Origin of the sequence: Streptomyces sp. NBC_01429 (genome assembly GCF_036231945.1) — a bacterium.
In the GTDB taxonomy this organism is placed as follows: domain Bacteria; phylum Actinomycetota; class Actinomycetes; order Streptomycetales; family Streptomycetaceae; genus Streptomyces.
Genome location: NZ_CP109599.1, coordinates 4,788,849 through 4,810,247, shown reverse-complemented (window position 1 = coordinate 4,810,247; position 21,399 = coordinate 4,788,849). Strand labels below are relative to the sequence as shown.

Genomic DNA, 21,399 nt, shown 5'->3' with positions numbered 1-21,399 from the left:
GGAGCCGGCGGGGCGTGGCCACGCCCCGGCCGGCCGGCCGGTGGGCCACCGCGCCCTAAGAGCTGTGCGGCGGCCCGCCCGTCTCCTGAGTCTGCACGGCTGTCGCCTGGATGCCCGCGTTCCGGGCCGTGGCCGCGATGTCCTGGAGCGCCGCGATGTGCCGGGCCAGGGCCTCCTGCCCGGTGGGCGTGAGCGACAGCCAGGTGCGGGGACGCTTGCCGACGTAGCCCTTGCGGACGGTGAGGTAGCCGATCGCCTCCAGGGCGGAGGCGATCTTGCTGAGCATGGAGTCCGACACCTGGCAGCTGCCGCGCACGGTGGCGAACTCGGCCTCGTCGCAGGCGGAAAGAAACGCGACGACCGTCAGCCGGGTGGGGTGGTTGATGGCCGCGTCGATCGAAGACGGTCGCGGCTCGGGAGTGGCGGTCATCCAACCTTCCGGAGCTGCTGCTGGATCGTTGTGTTCCGGATGACGAACACTACCCAAGTGCCCAGCCCCAGTGCGGTGAACAGCGCGACCTTGGTGACCGCGCCATCCGCCCCGAACCGCCGGCACAGCCCGTACGTCGCGCTCCCCGCGGCGAGAAGCGTCAGGAACGGAACAGCGGCCCGGCGCAGCCGTGCGGACCAGGGCAGTGTCACCATCACTCCCGTCCTTCGCCTGGCAGCGCCGACGAGCGCGAGCAACAGGGCCAGGCCCGCGAGCGAGATCAGCAGCGAGAGGATCGCTCCCCAGCCGCCCAGACTCTCGACCCAGGCTTCCCCGAGCGCGGGAACGATCAGGGCGGCGGCTGCCGCGGGGCCGTACCACGCGGGCGTGAGCCCCGCCCGAAGACGGGCCCGCGCCCGGGCGGCGTCGATGTCCCGCAGGGCCTCGGCCGCGGAATCCGCGGACACGTCTGCTCCGCCTGGCAGTCCGCGGCTCATCTCCTGCGATGACATCGTGTTTCCCCGGCTCTCTCATCACTGTTCGACACCTTGCGCCGCCACGCGGGCAAGCTGCGTGGGCGAGCGACCCGCGTGAGCGACCTGCCCCATACTGCCATCCGGTTTCCACAAAGGAAAGTACTTTCCTCTTGAGTCGGATGCGACCGGCCCGGCGCCCCTGGGGATTCGGGGCGCCGGGCCGGTCGCGTGTGGTGTGGTGTGTTTCGTTGTGTGTTTGTGGTTGCCGTACGGGTACGTGTCAGGCGGTGGTGGCGGTACGGCGTCGGCGTACGACCACGGCCGCGACGCCCGCCAGGATCAGCAGGGCCGCCGTACCGGCGAGCGGGAGGACGGAGCTGCCGGTGGAGGCGAGGCCGCCGCCGGAGCCGCCGATGGTGTCGGCGCCTCCCGTGGTGGAGCCGCCGGTGGTGCTGCCACCGACCGTGCCACCGGCGGTGGTTGAGCCGCCGGACGTGCTCTCGCCGCCGGTGCTGCCGCCCGCCGTGGAGCCGCCCGCCGTGGAGCCGGTTGACGTCGAGCCGCCGGACGTGGTGGCCGAGCCTCCGTCCGTACCACCTTCCGTACCGCCGTCGGTCGCACCACCGTCAGCACCCCCGTCAGCACCCCCGTCCGTACCGCCCCCGTCGTCAGCGGGCGTCACGGTCAGCCGCGCCGCCGCCGTCCGCGTACTGCCCACCGCGTTGCTGAAGGCCGCCCGGTAGCGGTAACCGTCCTGCGCGGCAAGGGCCTTGAAGGAGAGCGTGGCGTCGGCGGAGTCCGCCACCGTGTTCCAGGACTGCCCGCCGTCCGGGCTGACCTCCCACAGAACGACCGGGGACGGAGTGCCCTCGGCCGCCGCCGTGAGCGCGACCTCGCCGCCGACCGTCACCGTGGTGTCCTCGGGGGACGTCGTGACCTTCGGCGAGACCTGGCGCTCGATCAGATGGACCTCGCCGCCGGCCACCGCGTAGACGCCGTGCCGGGCGGGGTCCAGGGCCAGGGCCGTCGGGCTGCCGCCGATCTCCACCGCGTCGATGACCGGGGTCCCGGCGGTCGGGTCCACCACCGCGACCGTGGTGCCGGTGAGGCGGGCGACGTACAGCAGCCCGGTGGCGTTGTCGTAGACCATGGCCTTCGGGTTGCCGCCGACCGGGAGCGTGCCGGTCACCTCGTTCGCGGCCAGGTCGACGACCGAGACCGTACCGGCCGAGAGGTTGGCGACGTAGCCGGTGCGGGACTTCCCGTCGATGGCCACGCCCTGACTGCCCAGAGCGGTGTCGCCCAGGCTGAGCGTGGAGGCCAGTGTGCCCGTGGCGCCGTCGATGGCGTTGAGGACGTTGCGGTAGACGACGCCGCCGTTCTCCACCGCGCCGCCCACGTACGTCGCGTAGCCGATGTGGTTCTCGGTGTCGACCGCGAGGCCGAAGGCCGCGAACGGCAGGACGACCGGGGCGCCGACGGGCTGCCGGGTCGCGGTGTCGTACACGCTGACCGACTTGGTGGCCTGGTTGGCGACGTAGAGCCGCCCGGCCGCCGGGTCGACCGCGAGGTGGCCGACGCTGCCGGTGAACGTGATCGGCTCGCCGGTCTCCTCTCCCGTACGGGAGTCGTGCACCGTCACCGAGCCCGTGTGCCCGATGTAGAGCCGTTTCCCCGCGGAGTCCAGCGCCATGGCGCCGGTGGTCGGGGTGATGGCGACGGCCTCGCCGACCCGCTCGCCCGAAGCGCCCTCGTACGTGTTGAGGAAGGTGCTGGTCCCCGGGCTGGTGATGGTGCGTACGCGGCTGTCGGCCGGATCCACCACCACGGTGCGGGCCGCGGTGTCGAACGTACGGACCACGGTGTGACGCACGGTCCCCTCGGGGACCTCGGGGGTCGGCTCCTCGGTGCCACTGCCGAAGGAGACCGGGACGACGACGTCCTGGTCGCGCTCGGTGAAGTGCGTGTGATCGGCCTTGGTGACCACGGCGCAGCTCAGCCGCGTGCAGTCGATGTCGCCCTCGGTCGCCTTGACGGTGAGGTTGAGTTCGAACTCGCCCTTCCCGTCGGCGCCCACGGTGAACGGTTTGACCAGGTCCTTCGCGTACTCGGGCGGGTTGTTGGAGATCCAGAAGGACGATCCGGTGATCCCGCTCATGTCGGCGCCGCCGATGCACGGCGTCGGCTGCTCGCCCGCCTTCTCGGGCACGGCGCAGAAGGCCAGGTAGACACCCTTGTCGGGGGCGTAGCCGGTGCCCCTGACGGTGACGGTCGAGCCCTTCGGGGCGAGGTTCTCGGTGTTCGAGACGGTCAGGGTCTGACCGGTGGGCCCGGTGGCCGAGCCGGGAACGGCCGCCGCCGCGACGGGCGCCGCACCGGTGAGACCGGTGATCAGCAGACCCGCCGCGGCGGCGGCCGCGAGAAGGCGGCCTCTTTTGGAGAGGTTTCCCGGGTGGAGTGATCTCACTGGAAGGTCACCGGCACGTAGGTGTCGAAGTTGCGGTTGTTGGTGTTGTAGTGGTCGGCGCGGGTGACGATCGCGCACTTCACACCGTTCTGGTCGCAGGTCACACCGCTGGAGACGGTGGGCTTGACGTGGATCGGCACGGAGAAGCTGCCGCCGTCGTCGTAAGGCGAGGAGTTGTTCGGCGACAGCCAGTACCAGTCGCTGTTGATCCAGTGCGAGGCGCCGGTGGTGCCGGCCTCGTCCTGGCCGCCCAGACACGGGGTCGGCTTGCTGGTGAAGGTCGCCGGGTCGGCCGGGTCGACGCCGTCGGGGATGACGCAGAGGCTGACGTAGATGCCCTGGGCCTCGTTGAAGCCGCTGCCGGTGACCGTGACGTTCTCCCCCGCGACCGCGACCGTGGAGGGCGCGGTGACCGAGAGGTTGTACGTCACGCCGCTCTCGGTGACGGTGCGCCCGACGGTCGCGGCGGAGGCGGAGGCCGCGAGCCCGACCGTGAGGGCGGCGGTGCTGAGGCCGACGAGGGCGGTGCGGGCGAGAAGAGCGGTTGGGCGCATGGAGACAGACACCTTTCAACGCACAGCGCGGGGTCCACCGATCGAACAACCAGGCGGACTTAGGTAAGGCAAACCTAAGTATATGGCTGGCAAAGCGTCAACACTCCCGGCCTGATTGCCTCTTGCCTCCTGCCTCCTGCCTCCTGTCTCCTGCCCCTCGCCCCTCGCCCCTCGCCTCCCGACTCCCGACTCCGCCCCTCCCCCCTCACCTCCTGCCTCTCGCGCGCGGAGACGCGCGGAGAACGGCCCGCGGTCGGCGGCCTCAGCGCGGCAGGCCCTCCGGGGCCGTCGCCCAGGATGTGTTCGGGCGGTCGGTGAGCCCGAAGGTGAGCGCGCCGCCGTCGCGCACGAGCGAGCCGTCGACCCACGACGCGTCGCGGGTACGGCCGTTGAGCCGTACGGAATCGACGTACCGGTTCGCGGCCGTCGCGTCCGGCGCGCTCACCGTGATGGCGCCGCGCCGCCCCGCCGGGGCGATCACCGCGCGCGGGAAGAGCGGGCTCGTCAGCAGCAGGTCGGCGCGGCCCGGGGTCTGCGGGTAGACGCCGAGCGCGGCGAAGACGTACCAGGCGGACATGGTGCCGAGGTCGTCGTTGCCGGGCAGGCCGGCCGGACCGGTCCCGTACACGGCGTCGACCAGTTCGCGCACCGTCTCCTGGGTCTTCCAGGGCTGTCCGAGCGCGTTGTAGAGCCAGGGCGCGTGGATGCCCGGCTCGTTGGTGGCGTCGTAGCGCAGCGGGTCACCGCCGCGCAGCGACCACGAGCCGTCGGGCTTGTGGAAGAAACCGTCCAGCCGCGCCGCCGCGCTCTCGCGCCCGCCCATGGCCCCGGCCAGGCCCTGGACGTCCTGCGGCACCATCCAGGTGTACGTGGCCGACGTGCCCTGGGCGAAGCCGCGTTCGGAGGCGGGGTCGAAGGGGGTGACCCAGGAGCCGTCGAGGTTCCTGGCCTGGGCATAGCCAACACCGCTGCCCGCTTGCGGGTTGAAGACGTTGCGCCAGTAACTCCCGCGCGCCTCCAGCTCCTTGGCCTCCGCCTCATGGCCGAGCAGCTTCGCCCACTGCGCGAGCGCCGAGTCCGCCACGGCGTCCTCCAGCGTCTCGGCGGCGCCGCCCCAGCAGTGGCACACGTCCTGCGCGGCGTAGTGCGAGTCGAGGTACTGCGCGAGGTTGGGGCGCTGGCCCTCGCACTGGCCGGGGCAGCCCGCGTCGGACAGCCCGTCCGGGTGCGGGACGGTGGCCTGGCGGTAGAGCGAGGCGAAGGCGCCCTCGGCGTCGAAGTTCCGGACACCCATGGCGTAGAAGGTGGCCAGGGTCGCGGCCGTGGGGTCGCCGGTCATCACATGGGTCGCGCCGCTGATGTGCACCCAGCGGTCCCAGACGCCGCCGTTCTGGCGCGCGAAGTTGAACAGCGACTGCGCGAAGTCGCCCGCCACCCGGGGTTCGAGGAGCGCGAGCAGCTGCACCTGGGCGCGGTACTGGTCCCAGCCGGAGAAGTTGCTGTACTGCGCGCCCTGCCCGCGCACGACGCGCCGCGTCTCGCCCATGGCGTCGGCCTTGTTGTCGGGATCGCGGCCCATGCCCGGGTAGCGGCCGTCGCGGTCGCTGATCAGGTTGGGCTGCTGGAGCGCGTGGTAGAGCGCGGTGTAGAAGGTGGTGCGCTGCGCCTCGCTGCCGCCGCTGATCCGCACCCCGCGCAGCTTCTTGTCCCAGGCGGCCCGCCCGTCCGCCGCGACGTCCGCCGCGCTCGCGCGCGGGGCTATCTCGCCGCGCAGGTTGGCCTCGGCGCCGGCCAGGGAGACGTACGAGATGCCGAGCCGCATCCTGACATCGTTGTCGTCACGGGTGTCGAAGCTGACGTACCCGCCGGAGCCGCGTCCCGCCCGGTTCGCGCCCGTCAGGTATCCCTCGCCGCCGTCGGCCGTCGTGGAGCCCGCCGCGAGCTTGTCGTCGCGCCAGGTGCCGACGCCGGAGAAGGCGCGGTCGAACGACGCGGTGAAGTAGAGGCGGTAGTAGCTCTTGCGGTTGTTCTCGCCGCCGTTGGCCCGCCGTCCGCAGAACGCGCCGGTCTCCACCCACCCCGTCACCTTGCGGTTCCCGGCGTCGATGTCGACGTGCGCGTCCTGGCTGCCGTTGAGGGAGTTGGAGACGCGGAAGAGCAGGTTGGCGGGCTTGTCCGCCGGAAAGGTGAAGTCCGCGACGCCGGCCCGCTCGCTGACGGCGAGGTCGGTGCTCACGCCGGAGTCCAGCCCCACGCGGTAACGCCCCGGCTCGGCCTTCTCGTTGTCGTGGCTGAAGCCCGCCGCGTACTTCTGGTCCTTGGTGTCGGCGCTCGGCGAGGAGTCCACGTCCCCCACGAACGGCATGACCGGCACGTCCCCCGCCGCGCCCGGATGGCATCCGGCGCCGTTGACGTGGGTGAGGCTGAAGCCCCGGACGCGCGTCGTGCCGTACGCATAGCCGTTGGCGGCGGCGGTGTTGGTCTGGTCTCCGGCGGTGCTGGTCGGGGACCAGGCGATCATCCCGAAGGGCAGATTGGCCCCGGGATACGTATTGCCGCCGTTCGCCGACCCGATCAGCGGATCGACGTAGGCGGAGGGACTGCGCACCTCACCGGCGGACACGGCGCCCGCGACGGGGGTACCGACGAGGAACGGAGCGATCAGCCCGCCGACGACGGCGACCACCACGCCCCCGCCGGAACTCCCTCTGGAACTCCCTCTGGAGCTTCGCCCGGAACCTTGCCTGGAACTTCGTCTGGAAAACGCACTCATCGCGAGCCACACCTCTCGTCCGTCGCGGTCCACCGCGCTCTGCTGGAGATCGGCAGTGACGATAGAGGCACTTCATGGTCAGGACCATGCCCCGCGAGAGACGAGTGATGAAGCTTGGCGGAAGTCGCCGAACCCGGAGGCGCCGCCCCTTAGTAGCCCACGTAGAAGGTCGCGTCGGCCAGCTCCGTCGCGGTGGAGACCGGGTCGATGCGCAGCAGGTTGTCGGCGTGCCGGAGGTAGCGCGTCGGGTAGTTGTACGAGCGGAAGGACGCCCAGGAGGCGTCGGCCAGCCCGGCGGTCCGGTGGAACGTGGCGTCCGCGGCGAACGCCGAGGTCCCGTCGTTCTCGTCCAGCCGCAGGTTGTAGCTGTAGTGCCGCAGATAACGGCTCGGGTAGCCGACCGACTGGAAGGACACGCCCGTGCTGTCGGCCAGGCCGGGCACGAGCTTCCACTGCGCGTCGGTGTACGGGTCGAACGGGTAGGGGTCGATGCGGCCGACGTAGTCGGCGTGGCGGACGTAGCGGGCCGGGTAGTTGTAGGACTTCAGCCGGTTCCAGGCGGGGCTGCCCCACCGCGCCACCAGGTTGCCGTACTCGGTCGCGGTGATCGGCGCGATCGTGCAGTGCTTGGAGTTGACCGGCTGGGTGTAGCGGCGCTGGTCCAGCGCGGTCCAGGTGCCCGCGGCGAGGTCGCCGCTCTGCCAGGCGTAGAAGACGCCGTTGGGCGTGTACGTGTCGCCCCACAGGTACCAGGTGCCGGAGGTCAGGGACTTCACCAGCGTCGGCGCCTCGGTGCCGCCCTGCGCGACCGGTGTGCTGAAGGGGGTGAAGCTGCCGGGGGTGAGGGTGGTGGACCGCGCGCCGACCAGACCTTGGTCCCGCTTGTAGTAGAGGTAGTTGACGCCGTTCACGCCCACGGCGAGATCGCCGTCGATGACGTCGTAGCCGGGGTCGAAGAAGACCTGCGGGGAGGTGACCGTCCGGAAGTCGGTGGTGTAGTTCACCATGATCACGTTGTGGCCGCTGGAGTTCACGGACGAGTAGATGATCCCGTACCGGCCGCGCCCCGCGTCCCAGAACGCCTCGGGCGCCCAGCTGTGGGTGGTCATGTCGTGCAGCTTCAGCAGCCGGTAGCCGGTGAAGGTGCGCAGGTCGGCGGAGTCCCAGACGTGGATGTACTGGCTGTTGCGGCTCCAGTCGGTGCCCTTGAGGTCGGTGGCGATGACCACGAAGGTGCCGTCCTGCTTGCGCATGATGAACGGATCGCGCAGCCCGGCCGCGCCCGCGGTGGGGACGACCACGGGGTTGTTCTGATTCAGCGGCGTCCACTGGAGGCCGTCGGTGCTGACGGCCAGGTGCAGACCGTAGTCGTCCCCCAGTCCGTTCGGGGACTCGGTGAAGTAGCCCATGACATAGGCGGAGTCGGCGGCGTACGCGGACGACGCGCCGGCACCCAGCGTTCCGGTCAGAGCCAGCGGTACGGTCGCGGCCAGGCCGAGGATCAGCCGCCGCGAGGGGCGGGGGGCGGGACCGGGGCCGGTGCTGCCGCTGGTACTGCTTGCACTCATCTGCTCTCCAGGGTCCGAAGGTCCGTGCGGGGACAGTGGCCGATATATCGAACACAGTTCGGGAAACCGATCAGAAGCTAGGGGTGTGGCGGGTGCACGTCAATCACTCCCGCGCCCTTTCGAAACAATCGGCGCGTCAGATCCAGCGGCCCCGCGCACGACCTGCGCCCGCCGCCTGCCCCGGACCGCCGAGGCCGGCGATCCGAAGCGGCCCGGCACGGCACGGGCCTCGTGCCTGAAACGAGCGCCGACAAGGCAGACCAAGTACAGCGGGATCAATCGCAGCGCAACCCGACCCACCGCTCCCCCCGGCAATACCCCGCAGAGCAAAGACAAGGGCCCCGCCCACCGTCCATAAGGACGGCGAGCGGGGCCCTCGCTGATCGCTCCGGGGAGCTACCAGGCCGGATCAGATCCGATCATCCGAGGATGATCAGACGTTGATCTTGGTGACCTGGCCGGCGCCGACGGTCCGGCCACCCTCACGGATGGCGAACTTGAGGCCCTCCTCCATGGCGACCGGCTGGATCAGGTTGACCGTCATGACGGTGTTGTCGCCCGGCATGACCATCTCGGTGCCCTCGGGAAGGGTCACCACGCCCGTTACGTCCGTGGTACGGAAGTAGAACTGCGGGCGGTAGTTGTTGAAGAACGGGGTGTGACGGCCACCCTCGTCCTTCGACAGGATGTAGGCCTGGGCCTCGAACTCGGTGTGCGGCGTGACCGAACCGGGCTTGATGATGACCTGGCCGCGCTCGACGTCCTCGCGCTTGATGCCACGGAGGAGCAGACCGACGTTCTCACCGGCCTGGCCCTCGTCGAGCAGCTTGCGGAACATCTCGATGCCGGTGACCGTGGTGGTGGTCTTCTCCTGCTTGATGCCCACGATGTCAACGGTCTCGTTGACCTTGAGGACACCACGCTCGATACGACCGGTGACGACGGTGCCACGACCGGTGATCGTGAAGACGTCCTCGATCGGCATCAGGAACGGCTTGTCGACGTCGCGCTCGGGCTGCGGGATGGACTCGTCGACGGCCTTCATCAGGTCGAGGACGGTCTGGCCCCACTCCTTGTCACCCTCAAGAGCCTTGAGCGCCGAGACCTTGACGACCGGAAGGTCGTCGCCCGGGAACTCGTACTCGGAGAGCAGCTCGCGAACCTCGAGCTCGACGAGCTCGAGGATCTCCTCGTCGTCCACCATGTCGGCCTTGTTCAGGGCGACAACGATGTACGGCACGCCGACCTGGCGGGCCAGGAGCACGTGCTCCTTGGTCTGCGGCATCGGGCCGTCGGTGGCCGCGACCACGAGGATGGCGCCGTCCATCTGCGCCGCACCCGTGATCATGTTCTTGATGTAGTCGGCGTGACCGGGGCAGTCGACGTGCGCGTAGTGACGCGACTCCGTCTGGTACTCGACGTGCGCGATCGAGATCGTAATACCGCGCTGGCGCTCCTCAGGAGCCTTGTCGATCTGGTCGAAGGCCGAGGCCTCGTTCAGGTCCGGGTACGCGTCGTGCAGCACCTTGGTAATGGCGGCCGTGAGGGTCGTCTTACCGTGGTCGATGTGACCGATGGTGCCGATGTTGACGTGCGGCTTAGTCCGCTCGAACTTCGCCTTCGCCACTGGGTCCTCCTGGAGTGGTTCTGTACGCCTTACTCATCGGCGCCAGGTGATCTTTGCTGGGATGCCGGGTCCCCGGGGTACTCCCGCCGTGTTGCGGCGGGGGCGCCCCAGGGCTTGCCGGTGACAAGCCTAAAGCGTGGACTCGGAAGAGTTACTCGCCCTTGGCCTTCGCGATGATCTCCTCGGCGACGTTCCGGGGAACCTCGGCGTAGGAGTCGAACTGCATCGAGTAACTTGCGCGACCCGAGGTCTTGCTGCGGAGGTCTCCGACGTAGCCGAACATCTCCGACAGCGGCACCAGGCCCTTGACGACCTTGGCGTTGGACCGGTCCTCCATGGCCTGGATCTGGCCACGGCGGGAGTTGATGTCGCCGATGACATCGCCCATGTAGTCCTCGGGCGTCGTCACCTCGACGGACATCATCGGCTCAAGGAGCACGGGAGACGCCCTGCGGGCACCTTCCTTGAACGCCTGCGAACCGGCGATCTTGAAGGCCAGCTCCGAGGAGTCGACCTCGTGGTAGCCACCGTCGAGCAGCGTGATGCGCACGCCGGTCATCTCGTAGCCCGCGAGGATGCCGAACTGCATGGCCTCCTGCGCGCCGGCGTCCACCGAAGGGATGTACTCCTTCGGGATACGGCCACCGGTGACCTTGTTCACGAACTCGTACGAGGTGTCGCCACCCTCGATGGGCTCGATCATGATCTGCACCTTGGCGAACTGCCCGGTGCCACCGGTCTGCTTCTTGTGCGTGAAGTCCACACGCTCGACGGTCTTACGGATCGTCTCACGGTAGGCGACCTGCGGCTTGCCGACGTTCGCCTCGACCTTGAACTCGCGGCGCATGCGGTCGACCAGCACCTCGAGGTGGAGCTCGCCCATGCCGCCGATGACGGTCTGGCCGGTCTCCTCGTTGCTGTGCACCTGGAAGGAGGGGTCCTCCTCCGCGAGAGACTGGATGGCTACACCCAGCTTCTCCTGGTCACCCTTGGACTTGGGCTCGATCGCGACCTCGATCACCGGGGCCGGGAAGTCCATGGACTCCAGGATCACCTGGTTCTTGTCGTCGCACAGCGTCTCACCGGTGGTGGTCTGCTTCAGGCCCATGACGGCGACGATGTCACCGGCGCCCGCCGACTCGATCTCCTCACGCTTGTTCGCGTGCATACGGTAGATCTTGCCGATGCGCTCCTTGCGGCCCTTCACCGAGTTCAGCACCGCGGTGCCGGACTGGAGCAGGCCGGAGTACACCCGGATGAAGGTGAGCTTGCCCAGGTGCGGGTCCCTCATGATCTTGAAGGCCAGCGCCGCGAGCGGCTCGTCCACGGAGGGCTTGCGCTTGACGACCAGCTCGGGGTCCTTCACGTCGTGGCCCTCGATGGCCTCGACGTCGAGCGGGGTCGGCAGGTAGCGCACGACCGCGTCGAGCAGGGGCTGGACGCCCTTGTTCTTGAACGCGGTACCGCAGAACACCGGGGTGACCGTGGTGCCCGAGGACTTGCCGGAGGCGATGGTGATACGGCGGATCGCCGCGTACAGCTGCTCCACGGTGGGCTCGGTGCCCTCCAGGTACAGCTCCATCAGCTCGTCGTCGTGCTCGGAGACGGTCTCCAGCAGCGTGCCGCGCCACTCCTCGGCCGCCTCGGTGTGCGTGTCCGGGATGTCGACGACGTCGTACATCTCGCCCTTGGCGGCCTCGGCGGACCAGACAAAGGCCTTCATCGTCACGAGGTCGACGACGCCCTTGAAGTCGGCCTCGGCACCGATCGGAAGCTGCATGACGATCGGGACCGCGCCCAGGCGGTCCTTGATCATGTCGACGCAGCGGTGGAACTCCGCGCCGGTCCGGTCGAGCTTGTTGACGAAGCAGATACGCGGCACGCCGTAACGGTCCGCCTGGCGCCAGACGGTCTCGGACTGCGGCTCCACACCGGCGACACCGTCGAACACGGTGACGGCACCGTCGAGGACGCGGAGCGAACGCTCCACCTCGACCGTGAAGTCCACGTGACCCGGGGTGTCGATGATGTTGATGGTGTGGTCGACGTCGTCGAGCGGCCAGTGACAGGTCGTCGCGGCAGACGTGATCGTGATGCCGCGCTCCTGCTCCTGCTCCATCCAGTCCATCGTGGCAGCGCCGTCGTGGACCTCACCGATCTTGTAGCTCACACCGGTGTAAAAGAGGATGCGCTCGGTGGTCGTCGTCTTGCCCGCGTCGATGTGGGCCATGATCCCGATGTTGCGGACCTTGGCCAGGTCAAGCGAAGTGGTGGCCATAAGGCTCAATCTTCTCTCGGTCTCGATGTGGGTAGCGACTACCAGCGGTAGTGCGCGAAGGCCTTGTTGGACTCGGCCATCTTGTGCGTGTCCTCACGCTTCTTGACCGAGGCGCCGAGACCGTTGGAGGCGTCGAGCAGCTCGTTCATGAGGCGTTCGGTCATGGTCTTCTCGCGACGGGCGCGGGAGTAACCCACGACCCAGCGCAGGGCCAGGGTGGCGGCGCGACCGGGCTTGACCTCGATCGGCACCTGGTAGGTGGCGCCACCGACACGGCGGGACTTGACCTCAAGGGTCGGCTTCACGTTCTCAAGCGCGCGCTTGAGGGTGATGACCGGGTCGTTACCGGTCTTCTCGCGCAGGCCCTCCATGGCGCCGTACACGATCCGCTCGGCGGTGGAACGCTTGCCGTTGAGCAGAAGCTTGTTGATGAGCGACGTGACAAGAGGAGAACCGTAGACCGGGTCGATGATGACCGGGCGCTTCGGGGCGGGGCCCTTACGAGGCATTCTTACTTCTCCTTCTTGGCGCCGTAGCGGCTGCGGGCCTGCTTGCGGTTCTTGACACCCTGGGTGTCGAGGGAACCGCGGATGATCTTGTAACGAACACCCGGCAGGTCCTTCACACGGCCACCGCGCACGAGCACGATCGAGTGCTCCTGCAGGTTGTGTCCCTCACCCGGAATGTAGGCCGTGACCTCGATGCCGGAGGTCAGACGCACACGCGCGACCTTACGGAGGGCCGAGTTCGGCTTCTTCGGGGTGGTCGTGAAGACGCGCGTGCAGACGCCACGACGCTGGGGCGAACCCTCAAGCGCGGGTGTCTTGTTCTTCTCGACCTTGTCCTGCCGGCCCTTCCGGACCAGCTGCTGGATCGTAGGCACTACTTCTCCGGTTTCTGTGTGCCGTTAGTGAAACTAACCTGGAACACCTCCCGACCCACGCGGTCGGGTGTGTCGAATACTGCAAAGCCCTCGCCGAGAGCGAGGAAGGCGCAGATTGCGGTGGCCGGTACTCGGACCCCTGATGCGGCTGAAGACACGCACAGGAGCCCAGGCACACCCCAGGCACAAGGTCTGAGCGTACCTACCTCATCCACTCCGGTCAAAACAAATGCCGGGCACCCCGGCGCACCAGCGGCTCCACGGGCCCGTACAGGGCCCTCCAACGCCCGGAGGGCGGCCGTCCCGTACGGGACGGCCGCCCTCCGTTCACTCACGCCTCACTGGTTGTACGGACCGTAGTCGTAGTCCTCCAGCGGAACGGCCTGGCCGGAGCCCGTGCCGAACGGCGAGTAATCGATGTCGTCGTAGCCGACGGCCGAGTACATGGCGGCCTTGGCCTCCTCGGTCGGCTCGACCCGGATGTTGCGGTAGCGGGACAGGCCCGTACCGGCCGGGATGAGCTTACCGATGATGACGTTCTCCTTGAGGCCGATCAGGGAGTCCGACTTGGCGTTGATCGCCGCGTCGGTCAGGACCCTGGTCGTCTCCTGGAAGGACGCCGCCGACAGCCACGACTCGGTGGCCAGCGACGCCTTGGTGATACCCATCAGCTGCGGACGGCCGGAGGCCGGGTGGCCGCCTTCCGTGACCACACGACGGTTCTCGGTCTCGAACTTCGAGCGCTCCACCAGCTCGCCCGGCAGCAGCTCGGCGTCGCCGGACTCGATGATCGTCACGCGGCGCAGCATCTGCCGGATGATGATCTCGATGTGCTTGTCGTGGATCGACACACCCTGCGAGTTGTAGACCTTCTGGACTTCGCCGACCAGGTGGACCTGGACCGCGCGCTGACCGAGGATCCGCAGCACGTCGTGCGGGTTGGTGGCACCGACGGTGAGCTTCTGGCCCACCTGGACCGGGTCGCCCTCGCCCACGAGCAGACGGGCACGCTTGGAGATCGGGAACGCCGTCTCCTCGCTGCCGTCGTCCGGGGTGACGACGAGCTTCTTGGTCTTCTCGGTCTCCTCGATACGGACGCGGCCGGCCGCCTCCGAGATCGGGGCGACACCCTTGGGCGTACGGGCCTCGAACAGCTCGACGACTCGGGGCAGACCCTGGGTGATGTCGTCACCGGCCACACCACCGGTGTGGAAGGTACGCATCGTCAGCTGGGTACCGGGCTCACCGATGGACTGGGCGGCGATGATGCCGACCGCCTCACCGATGTCGACCAGCTTGCCGGTGGCCAGCGAGCGGCCGTAGCAGAAGGCACAGGTGCCGACCGCGGACTCGCAGGTCAGGACCGAGCGGGTCTTGACCTCCTCGACCCCGGCGGCCACGACGGCGTCGATCAGGACATCGCCCAGGTCGACATTGGCCGGCGCGATGACCTTGCCGTCGACGACGACGTCCTCGGCGAGCATCCGCGCGTACACGGACGTCTCGACGTCCTCCGCCTTGCGGAGCACCCCGTCGGCGCCGCGCTCGGCGATCCGCAGCTTCAGACCGCGGTCGGTGCCGCAGTCCTCCTCGCGGATGATGACGTCCTGCGAGACGTCCACCAGACGACGGGTCAGGTAACCCGAGTCGGCGGTACGCAGGGCGGTGTCGGCCAGACCCTTACGGGCACCGTGCGTGGAGATGAAGTACTCCAGTACGGACAGACCCTCACGGAAGGACGCCTTGATGGGACGGGGAATCGTCTCGTTCTTGGCGTTGGACACCAGACCACGCATACCGGCGATCTGACGCATCTGCATCATGTTTCCACGAGCACCCGAGTTGACCATCATGAAGATGGGGTTGGTCTTCGGGAAGTTCGCGTTCATCGCCTCGGCAACCTCGTTGGTCGCCTTGGTCCAGATCGCGATGAGCTCCTGGGTGCGCTCGTCCTTGGTGATCAGACCGCGCTCGTACTGCTTCTGGACCTTCTCGTCCTGCGCCTCGTAACCCTGGACGATCGCCTTCTTCGCCTCGGGCACGACGACATCGGAGATGGCGACGGTGACACCGGAACGGGTCGCCCAGAAGAAGCCGGCCGCCTTCAGGTTGTCGAGCGTCGCCGCCACGATGACCTTGGGGTAGCGCTCGGCGAGGTCGTTGACGATCTCGGAGAGCTGCTTCTTGCCGACCGAGTCGTCGACGAACGGGTAGTCCTCGGGCAGCAGCTCGTTGAAGAGCGCGCGGCCCAGGGTGGTACGGAACCGGAACGGGTCGCCCTGCTGCCACGCGACGGCGGTGCCGTTGGTGTCGGCCTCGGCGTCGGCCGGCGGGGTCCAGCCGCGCGGCGGGATGGTGCCCACCGGGAAGCGGATGTCGACCTTCGCCTGGAGCGACAGCTCCCGGTTGTCGAAGGCCATGGTGGCCTCGGCGGTGGAGCCGAAGGACCGGCCCTCGCCCTTGACGACGCGCTCTTCCTCGTCCGTGGTGAGGAAGAAGAGGCCGAGCACCATGTCCTGGGTGGGCATGGTGACCGGACGGCCGTCGGCCGGCTTGAGGATGTTGTTCGAGGAGAGCATCAGGATGCGCGCCTCGGCCTGCGCCTCCGCGGAGAGCGGCAGGTGCACGGCCATCTGGTCACCGTCGAAGTCCGCGTTGAACGCGGTGCAGACGAGCGGGTGGATCTGGATGGCCTTGCCCTCGACGAGCTGCGGCTCGAACGCCTGGATACCCAGACGGTGCAGGGTGGGCGCACGGTTCAGCAGCACCGGGTGCTCGGCGATGACCTCTTCGAGCACGTCGTACACGACGGTACGGCCGCGCTCGACCATGCGCTTCGCCGACTTGATGTTCTGCGCGTGGTTCAGGTCCACCAGGCGCTTCATCACGAACGGCTTGAACAGCTCCAGCGCCATCGCCTTCGGCAGACCGCACTGGTGCAGCTTGAGCTGCGGACCGACGACGATCACGGAACGGGCCGAGTAGTCGACTCGCTTGCCGAGGAGGTTCTGACGGAACCGGCCCTGCTTGCCCTTGAGCATGTCGCTCAGGGACTTCAGCGGGCGGTTGCCGGGGCCGGTCACCGGGCGACCGCGGCGGCCGTTGTCGAACAGCGCGTCGACGGCCTCCTGGAGCATCCGCTTCTCGTTGTTCACGATGATCTCGGGGGCACCGAGGTCAAGGAGACGCTTGAGGCGGTTGTTCCGGTTGATCACACGGCGGTACAGGTCATTCAGGTCGGAGGTCGCGAAGCGGCCACCGTCCAGCTGCACCATCGGACGCAGGTCCGGCGGGATGACCGGCACGCAGTCCAGCACCATGCCCTTGGGGCTGTTGCTGGTCTGGAGGAACGCGGAGACGACCTTGAGGCGCTTGAGCGCACGGGTCTTCTTCTGGCCCTTGCCGGTACGGATGATCTCGCGGAGGCGCTCGGCCTCCTCGTCGAGGTCGAAGGACTCCAGACGCTTCTGGAGCGCCGCGGCGCCCATCGAGCCGTCGAAGTACGTGCCGAAGCGGTCGCGCAGCTCGCGGTAGAGCAGCTCGTCGCCCTCCAGGTCCTGGACCTTGAGGTTCTTGAAGCGGCTCCACACCTCGTCGAGGCGGTCGATCTCGCGCTGCGCACGGTCGCGCAGCTGCTTCATCTCACGCTCGGCGCCTTCGCGCACCTTGCGGCGCACATCGGCCTTGGCGCCCTCGGCCTCCAGCTCGGCCAGGTCGGTCTCGAGCTTCTTGGCGCGGGCTTCGAGGTCGGAGTCGCGACGGTTCTCGACCTGCTGACGCTCGACGGAGACGTGCGCCTCCAGCGAGGGCAGGTCGCGGGTGCGGCGCTCCTCGTCCACGAACGTGATCATGTACGCGGCGAAGTAGATGACCTTCTCGAGGTCCTTCGGCGCGAGGTCGAGCAGGTACCCGAGGCGCGAGGGCACGCCCTTGAAGTACCAGATGTGGGTGACGGGTGCGGCCAGCTCAATGTGGCCCATCCGCTCACGGCGCACCTTGGCGCGGGTGACTTCGACGCCACAGCGCTCACAGATGATGCCCTTGAAGCGGACACGCTTGTACTTGCCGCAGTAGCACTCCCAGTCCCGGGTCGGACCGAAGATCTTCTCGCAGAAGAGTCCGTCCTTTTCGGGCTTGAGCGTGCGGTAGTTGATGGTCTCCGGCTTCTTCACTTCGCCGTGCGACCAGGTCCGGATGTCGTCCGCGGTGGCAAGGCCGATCCGCAGCTCGTCGAAGAAGTTGACGTCGAGCACTTGTCGTCAATCCCTCTTTCGGGGGTTCGAGCCCCTCGCGTCAGCGAGTAGATGGGGCACTTCAGCAATGGTCTGAACGGGTCCGGGGAGAGCCGGCCGGATACGCGATCCGGCCGGCGAACCCGTCAGACCTCTTCGACGCTGCTCGGCTCGCGCCGGGACAGGTCGATACCGAGCTCCTCCGCCGCGCGGAAGACGTCCTCGTCCGTGTCACGCATCTCGATGGACATGCCGTCCGAGGACAGCACCTCCACGTTGAGGCAGAGCGACTGCATTTCCTTGATGAGCACCTTGAAGGACTCGGGAATGCCGGGCTCGGGGATGTTCTCGCCCTTGACGATGGCCTCGTAGACCTTCACGCGGCCGGTCACGTCGTCGGACTTGATCGTCAGCAGCTCCTGGAGGGCGTAAGCGGCGCCATAAGCCTCCAGCGCCCACACCTCCATCTCACCGAAGCGCTGGCCACCGAACTGGGCCTTACCACCCAGCGGCTGCTGGGTGATCATCGAGTACGGGCCGGTCGAGCGGGCGTGCAGCTTGTCGTCGACCAGGTGGTGGAGCTTGAGGATGTACATGTACCCGATCGAGATCGGGTCCGGGAACGGCTCACCGGAGCGGCCGTCGAACATCCGGGCCTTACCGGAGCCCTTGACCATCCGCTCGCCGTCGCGGTTCGGGATCGTGGACTCGAAGAGTCCGGAGATCTCGTCCTCGCGGGCGCCGTCGAAGACCGGTGTGGCGACGTTCGTGCCGGGCGCGACCTCGTCGGCGCCGATGGCCTTCAGCCGCTCCATCCACTCCTCGTTGCCCTCGACCTTCCAGCCCTGGCTGGCGAGCCAGCCGAGGTGGATTTCGAGGACCTGTCCCGGGTTCATCCGGGACGGCACGCCGAGCGGGTTGAGGATGATGTCGACCGGGGTGCCGTCCTCCAGGAACGGCATGTCCTCGATCGGCAGGATCTTCGAGATGACGCCCTTGTTGCCGTGCCGGCCGGCGAGCTTGTCACCATCGGTGATCTTGCGCTTCTGCGCGACGTACACGCGGACCAGCTGGTTGACGCCGGGCGGCAGCTCGTCGCCCTCCTCGCGGTCGAAGACGCGGACGCCGATGACCTTGCCGATCTCGCCGTGCGGCACCTTCAGTGAGGTGTCACGGACCTCGCGCGCCTTCTCACCGAAGATCGCGCGGAGCAGCCGCTCCTCCGGGGTCAGCTCGGTCTCGCCCTTGGGCGTGACCTTGCCGACCAGGATGTCCCCGGCGACGACCTCGGCACCGATACGGATGATGCCGCGCTCGTCGAGGTCCGCGAGGACCTCCTCGGAGACGTTCGGGATGTCGCGGGTGATCTCCTCGGGGCCCAGCTTGGTGTCCCGGGCGTCGACCTCGTGCTCCTCGATGTGGATCGAGGAGAGGACGTCGTCCTGGACCAGCCGCTGGCTGAGGATGATCGCGTCTTCGTAGTTGTGGCCCTCCCACGGCATGAACGCCACGAGCAGGTTCTTGCCGAGCGCCATCTCACCCTGCTGGGTGGCCGGCCCGTCGGCGAGGACCTGGGACTCCACGACCCGGTCGCCCTCGTTGACGACAACCTTCTGGTTGACCGAGGTGCCCTGGTTGGAGCGGGAGAACTTGGCGATCCGGTACGTGGTGTACGTGCCGTCGTCGTTGGCGACGGTGATGTAGTCCGCGGATACCTCCTGGACCACACCTTCCTTCTCCGCCTTGATGACGTCACCGGCGTCGACCGCGCAGCGGTACTCCATGCCGGTGCCGACGAGCGGCGCCTCGGACGTGATCAGCGGCACGGCCTGACGCATCATGTTCGCGCCCATGAGGGCACGGTTGGCGTCGTCGTGCTCCAGGAAGGGGATCATCGCGGTCGCGACCGACACCATCTGGCGCGGCGAGACGTCCATGTAGTCGACGTCGTCGCCCGGGATGTAGTCGACCTCGCCGCCACGGCGGCGGACCAGCACGCGGGGCTCCGTGAAGCGCATGTCCTCGGAGAGCGTCGCGTTGGCCTGCGCGATGACGAAGCGGTCTTCCTCGTCGGCCGTCAGGTAGTCGACGTCGTCGGTGACGACACCGTCGACGACCTTGCGGTACGGCGTCTCCACGAAGCCGAACGCGTTGACCCGGCCGTAGGAGGCGAGCGAGCCGATCAGGCCGATGTTCGGGCCTTCGGGGGTCTCGATCGGACACATGCGGCCGTAGTGCGAGGGGTGCACGTCACGGACTTCGAAGCCGGCCCGCTCACGGGACAGACCACCCGGGCCGAGCGCCGAGAGACGGCGCTTGTGGGTGAGACCCGACAGCGGGTTGTTCTGGTCCATGAACTGCGACAGCTGGCTGGTGCCGAAGAACTCCTTGATGGAGGCGACGACCGGCCGGATGTTGATCAGGGTCTGCGGCGTGATCGCCTCGACGTCCTGGGTCGTCATGCGCTCACGCACGACGCGCTCCATCCTCGCCAGACCCGTACGGACCTGGTTCTGGATGAGCTCGCCGACGTTGCGCAGACGGCGGTTGCCGAAGTGGTCGATGTCGTCGGTCTCGACGACGATCTGCGTGCCGTTCTCGCCGACCGTCTCGGTCTCACCGGCGTGCAGCTTGACCAGGTACTTGATGGTCGCGATGACGTCGTCGGTGGTGAGCACTCCGGCGTCCAGCGGCTCGTCCGCGCCGAGCTTCTTGTTCACCTTGTAGCGGCCGACCTTCGCGAGGTCGTAGCGCTTCGGGTTGAAGTAGAGGTTCTCGAGCAGCGTCTGAGCGGCCTCGCGCGTCGGCGGCTCGCCCGGACGCAGCTTGCGGTAGATGTCGAGGAGCGCGTCGTCCTGGCCCTGGGTGTGGTCCTTCTCCAGGGTGGCGCGCATGGACTCGTACTCGCCGAACTCTTCGAGGATCTGCTCGGTCGTCCAGCCGAGAGCCTTGAGGAGGACGGTGACGGACTGCTTGCGCTTGCGGTCGATGCGGACACCGACCATGTCGCGCTTGTCGATCTCCATCTCCAGCCAGGCACCCCGGGACGGGATGATCTTGGCGGAGAAGATGTCCTTGTCGGACGTCTTGTCGATGGAGGAGTCGAAGTAGACACCCGGCGAGCGCACCAGCTGGGACACCACGACACGCTCGGTGCCGTTGATGACGAAGGTGCCCTTGTTGGTCATGAGCGGGAAATCGCCCATGAAGACCGTCTGGGACTTGATCTCGCCGGTCTCGTTGTTGGTGAACTCGGCGGTGACGAAGAGGGGGGCCGCGAACGTGAAGTCCCGGTCCTTGCACTCGTCGATCGAGTTCTTGGAGGGCTCGAAGCGGTGGTCGCGGAAGGTCAGCGACATCGACCCGGAGAAGTCCTCGATCGGGGAGATCTCCTCGAAGATCTCCTCCAGACCCGACTTCCTGGGGACGTCCTGTCCACTCTCGACAGCCGCCTCGACACGAGCCTTCCAGGCGGGGTTGCCGAGCAGCCAGTCGAAGCTCTCGGTCTGGAGCGCCAGAAGGTTCGGAACCTCAAGCGGCTCCTTGATCTTTGCAAAGGAGATGCGCAGCGGGGCAGTGCTTGCGCCGTTGTTCGTATTCGTGGTCGAGGCGTTGCGCGAGGCGGCCAAGAGGGGGTCCTTCCGAGGGCTCGGACTCACTACGCGCGTACCGGTCCCAAGCGGGGCACGGAGAGGGAAAGCCCAGTTCAGGGCCGATCACTCACCGATGCTCTTGCGAGGGGGTGCCCCTGGTGACGGGCAGGGAGCAGCTAACAGGCAGCGCAAAGGGTCAGTGTAGCCACTTGGCACACTGATGTCCAGAGCGGGTTTTCCGACACCCTCGTTTTTCTCAACACCCTTGTCTCAACTGCATGTCTCAACCGCGCCAAGCCTCGTGTCGTAGGCGCACATCGTTACTGCCCTCTTAGCCATCGATCCATGCCTCGGATGCGGATCGATTGTGACGACGCGTCCTGAGAATTGCGCGCTGCGTGCGGTTCGTCAAGGCCCCCCACCCCGTGTGCGAGGTCACTGGGCGTACGGAAAGCACGGCGATGATCACGATACTCGCCACGGGCGGAAGAGCAAGGCACCCCCTGCCGGAACGGCGA

Annotated in this window: 12 protein-coding genes; all 12 read right to left on the bottom strand. The window is 67.9% G+C overall.

Annotated elements, in window-relative coordinates:
• Positions 1-55 precede the first annotated feature (55 nt).
• Positions 56-430, bottom strand: coding sequence for a winged helix-turn-helix domain-containing protein (locus OG627_RS21060; RefSeq protein ID WP_329067361.1), 375 nt, complete (start codon positions 428-430; stop codon positions 56-58).
• A complete protein-coding gene (locus OG627_RS21055; RefSeq protein ID WP_329067359.1) occupies positions 427-897 on the bottom strand; it encodes a hypothetical protein in 471 nt (156 codons plus the stop codon). Before OG627_RS21055 ends, OG627_RS21060 begins: the two co-directional genes overlap by 4 nt.
• A 289-nt stretch (positions 898-1,186) precedes the next feature.
• Positions 1,187-3,373 (bottom strand): endoglucanase, encoded by a 2,187-nt coding sequence (locus OG627_RS21050; RefSeq protein ID WP_329067357.1) that lies wholly within the window; start codon positions 3,371-3,373, stop codon positions 1,187-1,189.
• Positions 3,370-3,927, bottom strand: a complete 558-nt coding sequence (locus OG627_RS21045; protein WP_329067354.1) for a hypothetical protein — start codon at positions 3,925-3,927, stop codon at positions 3,370-3,372. The genes OG627_RS21050 and OG627_RS21045 overlap by 4 nt, the downstream gene beginning before the upstream one ends.
• Positions 3,928-4,189: 262 nt before the next feature.
• Complete coding sequence (locus OG627_RS21040; protein ID WP_329067352.1) at positions 4,190-6,700, bottom strand: GH92 family glycosyl hydrolase; 2,511 nt, start codon at positions 6,698-6,700, stop codon at positions 4,190-4,192.
• 149 nt (positions 6,701-6,849) lie between these two features.
• Positions 6,850-8,268: a glycoside hydrolase family 43 protein gene (locus tag OG627_RS21035; RefSeq protein ID WP_329067350.1), complete on the bottom strand. Its 1,419-nt coding sequence runs from the start codon at positions 8,266-8,268 to the stop codon at positions 6,850-6,852.
• Between the two features lie 433 nt (positions 8,269-8,701).
• Positions 8,702-9,895 carry an elongation factor Tu gene (tuf, locus tag OG627_RS21030; RefSeq protein ID WP_114622844.1) on the bottom strand — a complete coding sequence of 398 codons (1,194 nt, stop codon included), beginning with the start codon at positions 9,893-9,895 and terminating at the stop codon, positions 8,702-8,704.
• Between the two features lie 151 nt (positions 9,896-10,046).
• Positions 10,047-12,173, bottom strand: a complete 2,127-nt coding sequence (gene fusA / locus OG627_RS21025; RefSeq protein WP_114622845.1) for an elongation factor G — start codon at positions 12,171-12,173, stop codon at positions 10,047-10,049.
• 38 nt (positions 12,174-12,211) lie between these two features.
• Complete coding sequence (gene rpsG, locus OG627_RS21020; RefSeq protein ID WP_030351427.1) at positions 12,212-12,682, bottom strand: 30S ribosomal protein S7; 471 nt, start codon at positions 12,680-12,682, stop codon at positions 12,212-12,214.
• Between the two features lie 2 nt (positions 12,683-12,684).
• Positions 12,685-13,056 carry a 30S ribosomal protein S12 gene (gene rpsL, locus OG627_RS21015; protein ID WP_003948652.1) on the bottom strand — a complete coding sequence of 124 codons (372 nt, stop codon included), beginning with the start codon at positions 13,054-13,056 and terminating at the stop codon, positions 12,685-12,687.
• A gap of 338 nt (positions 13,057-13,394) precedes the next feature.
• Entirely contained in the window at positions 13,395-17,309 is a 3,915-nt protein-coding gene (locus tag OG627_RS21010; RefSeq protein WP_329067346.1) for a DNA-directed RNA polymerase subunit beta', read from the bottom strand.
• Between the two features lie 125 nt (positions 17,310-17,434).
• A complete protein-coding gene (gene rpoB, locus OG627_RS21005; RefSeq protein ID WP_329067344.1) occupies positions 17,435-20,917 on the bottom strand; it encodes a DNA-directed RNA polymerase subunit beta in 3,483 nt (1,160 codons plus the stop codon).
• Positions 20,918-21,399: the final 482 nt, after the last annotated feature.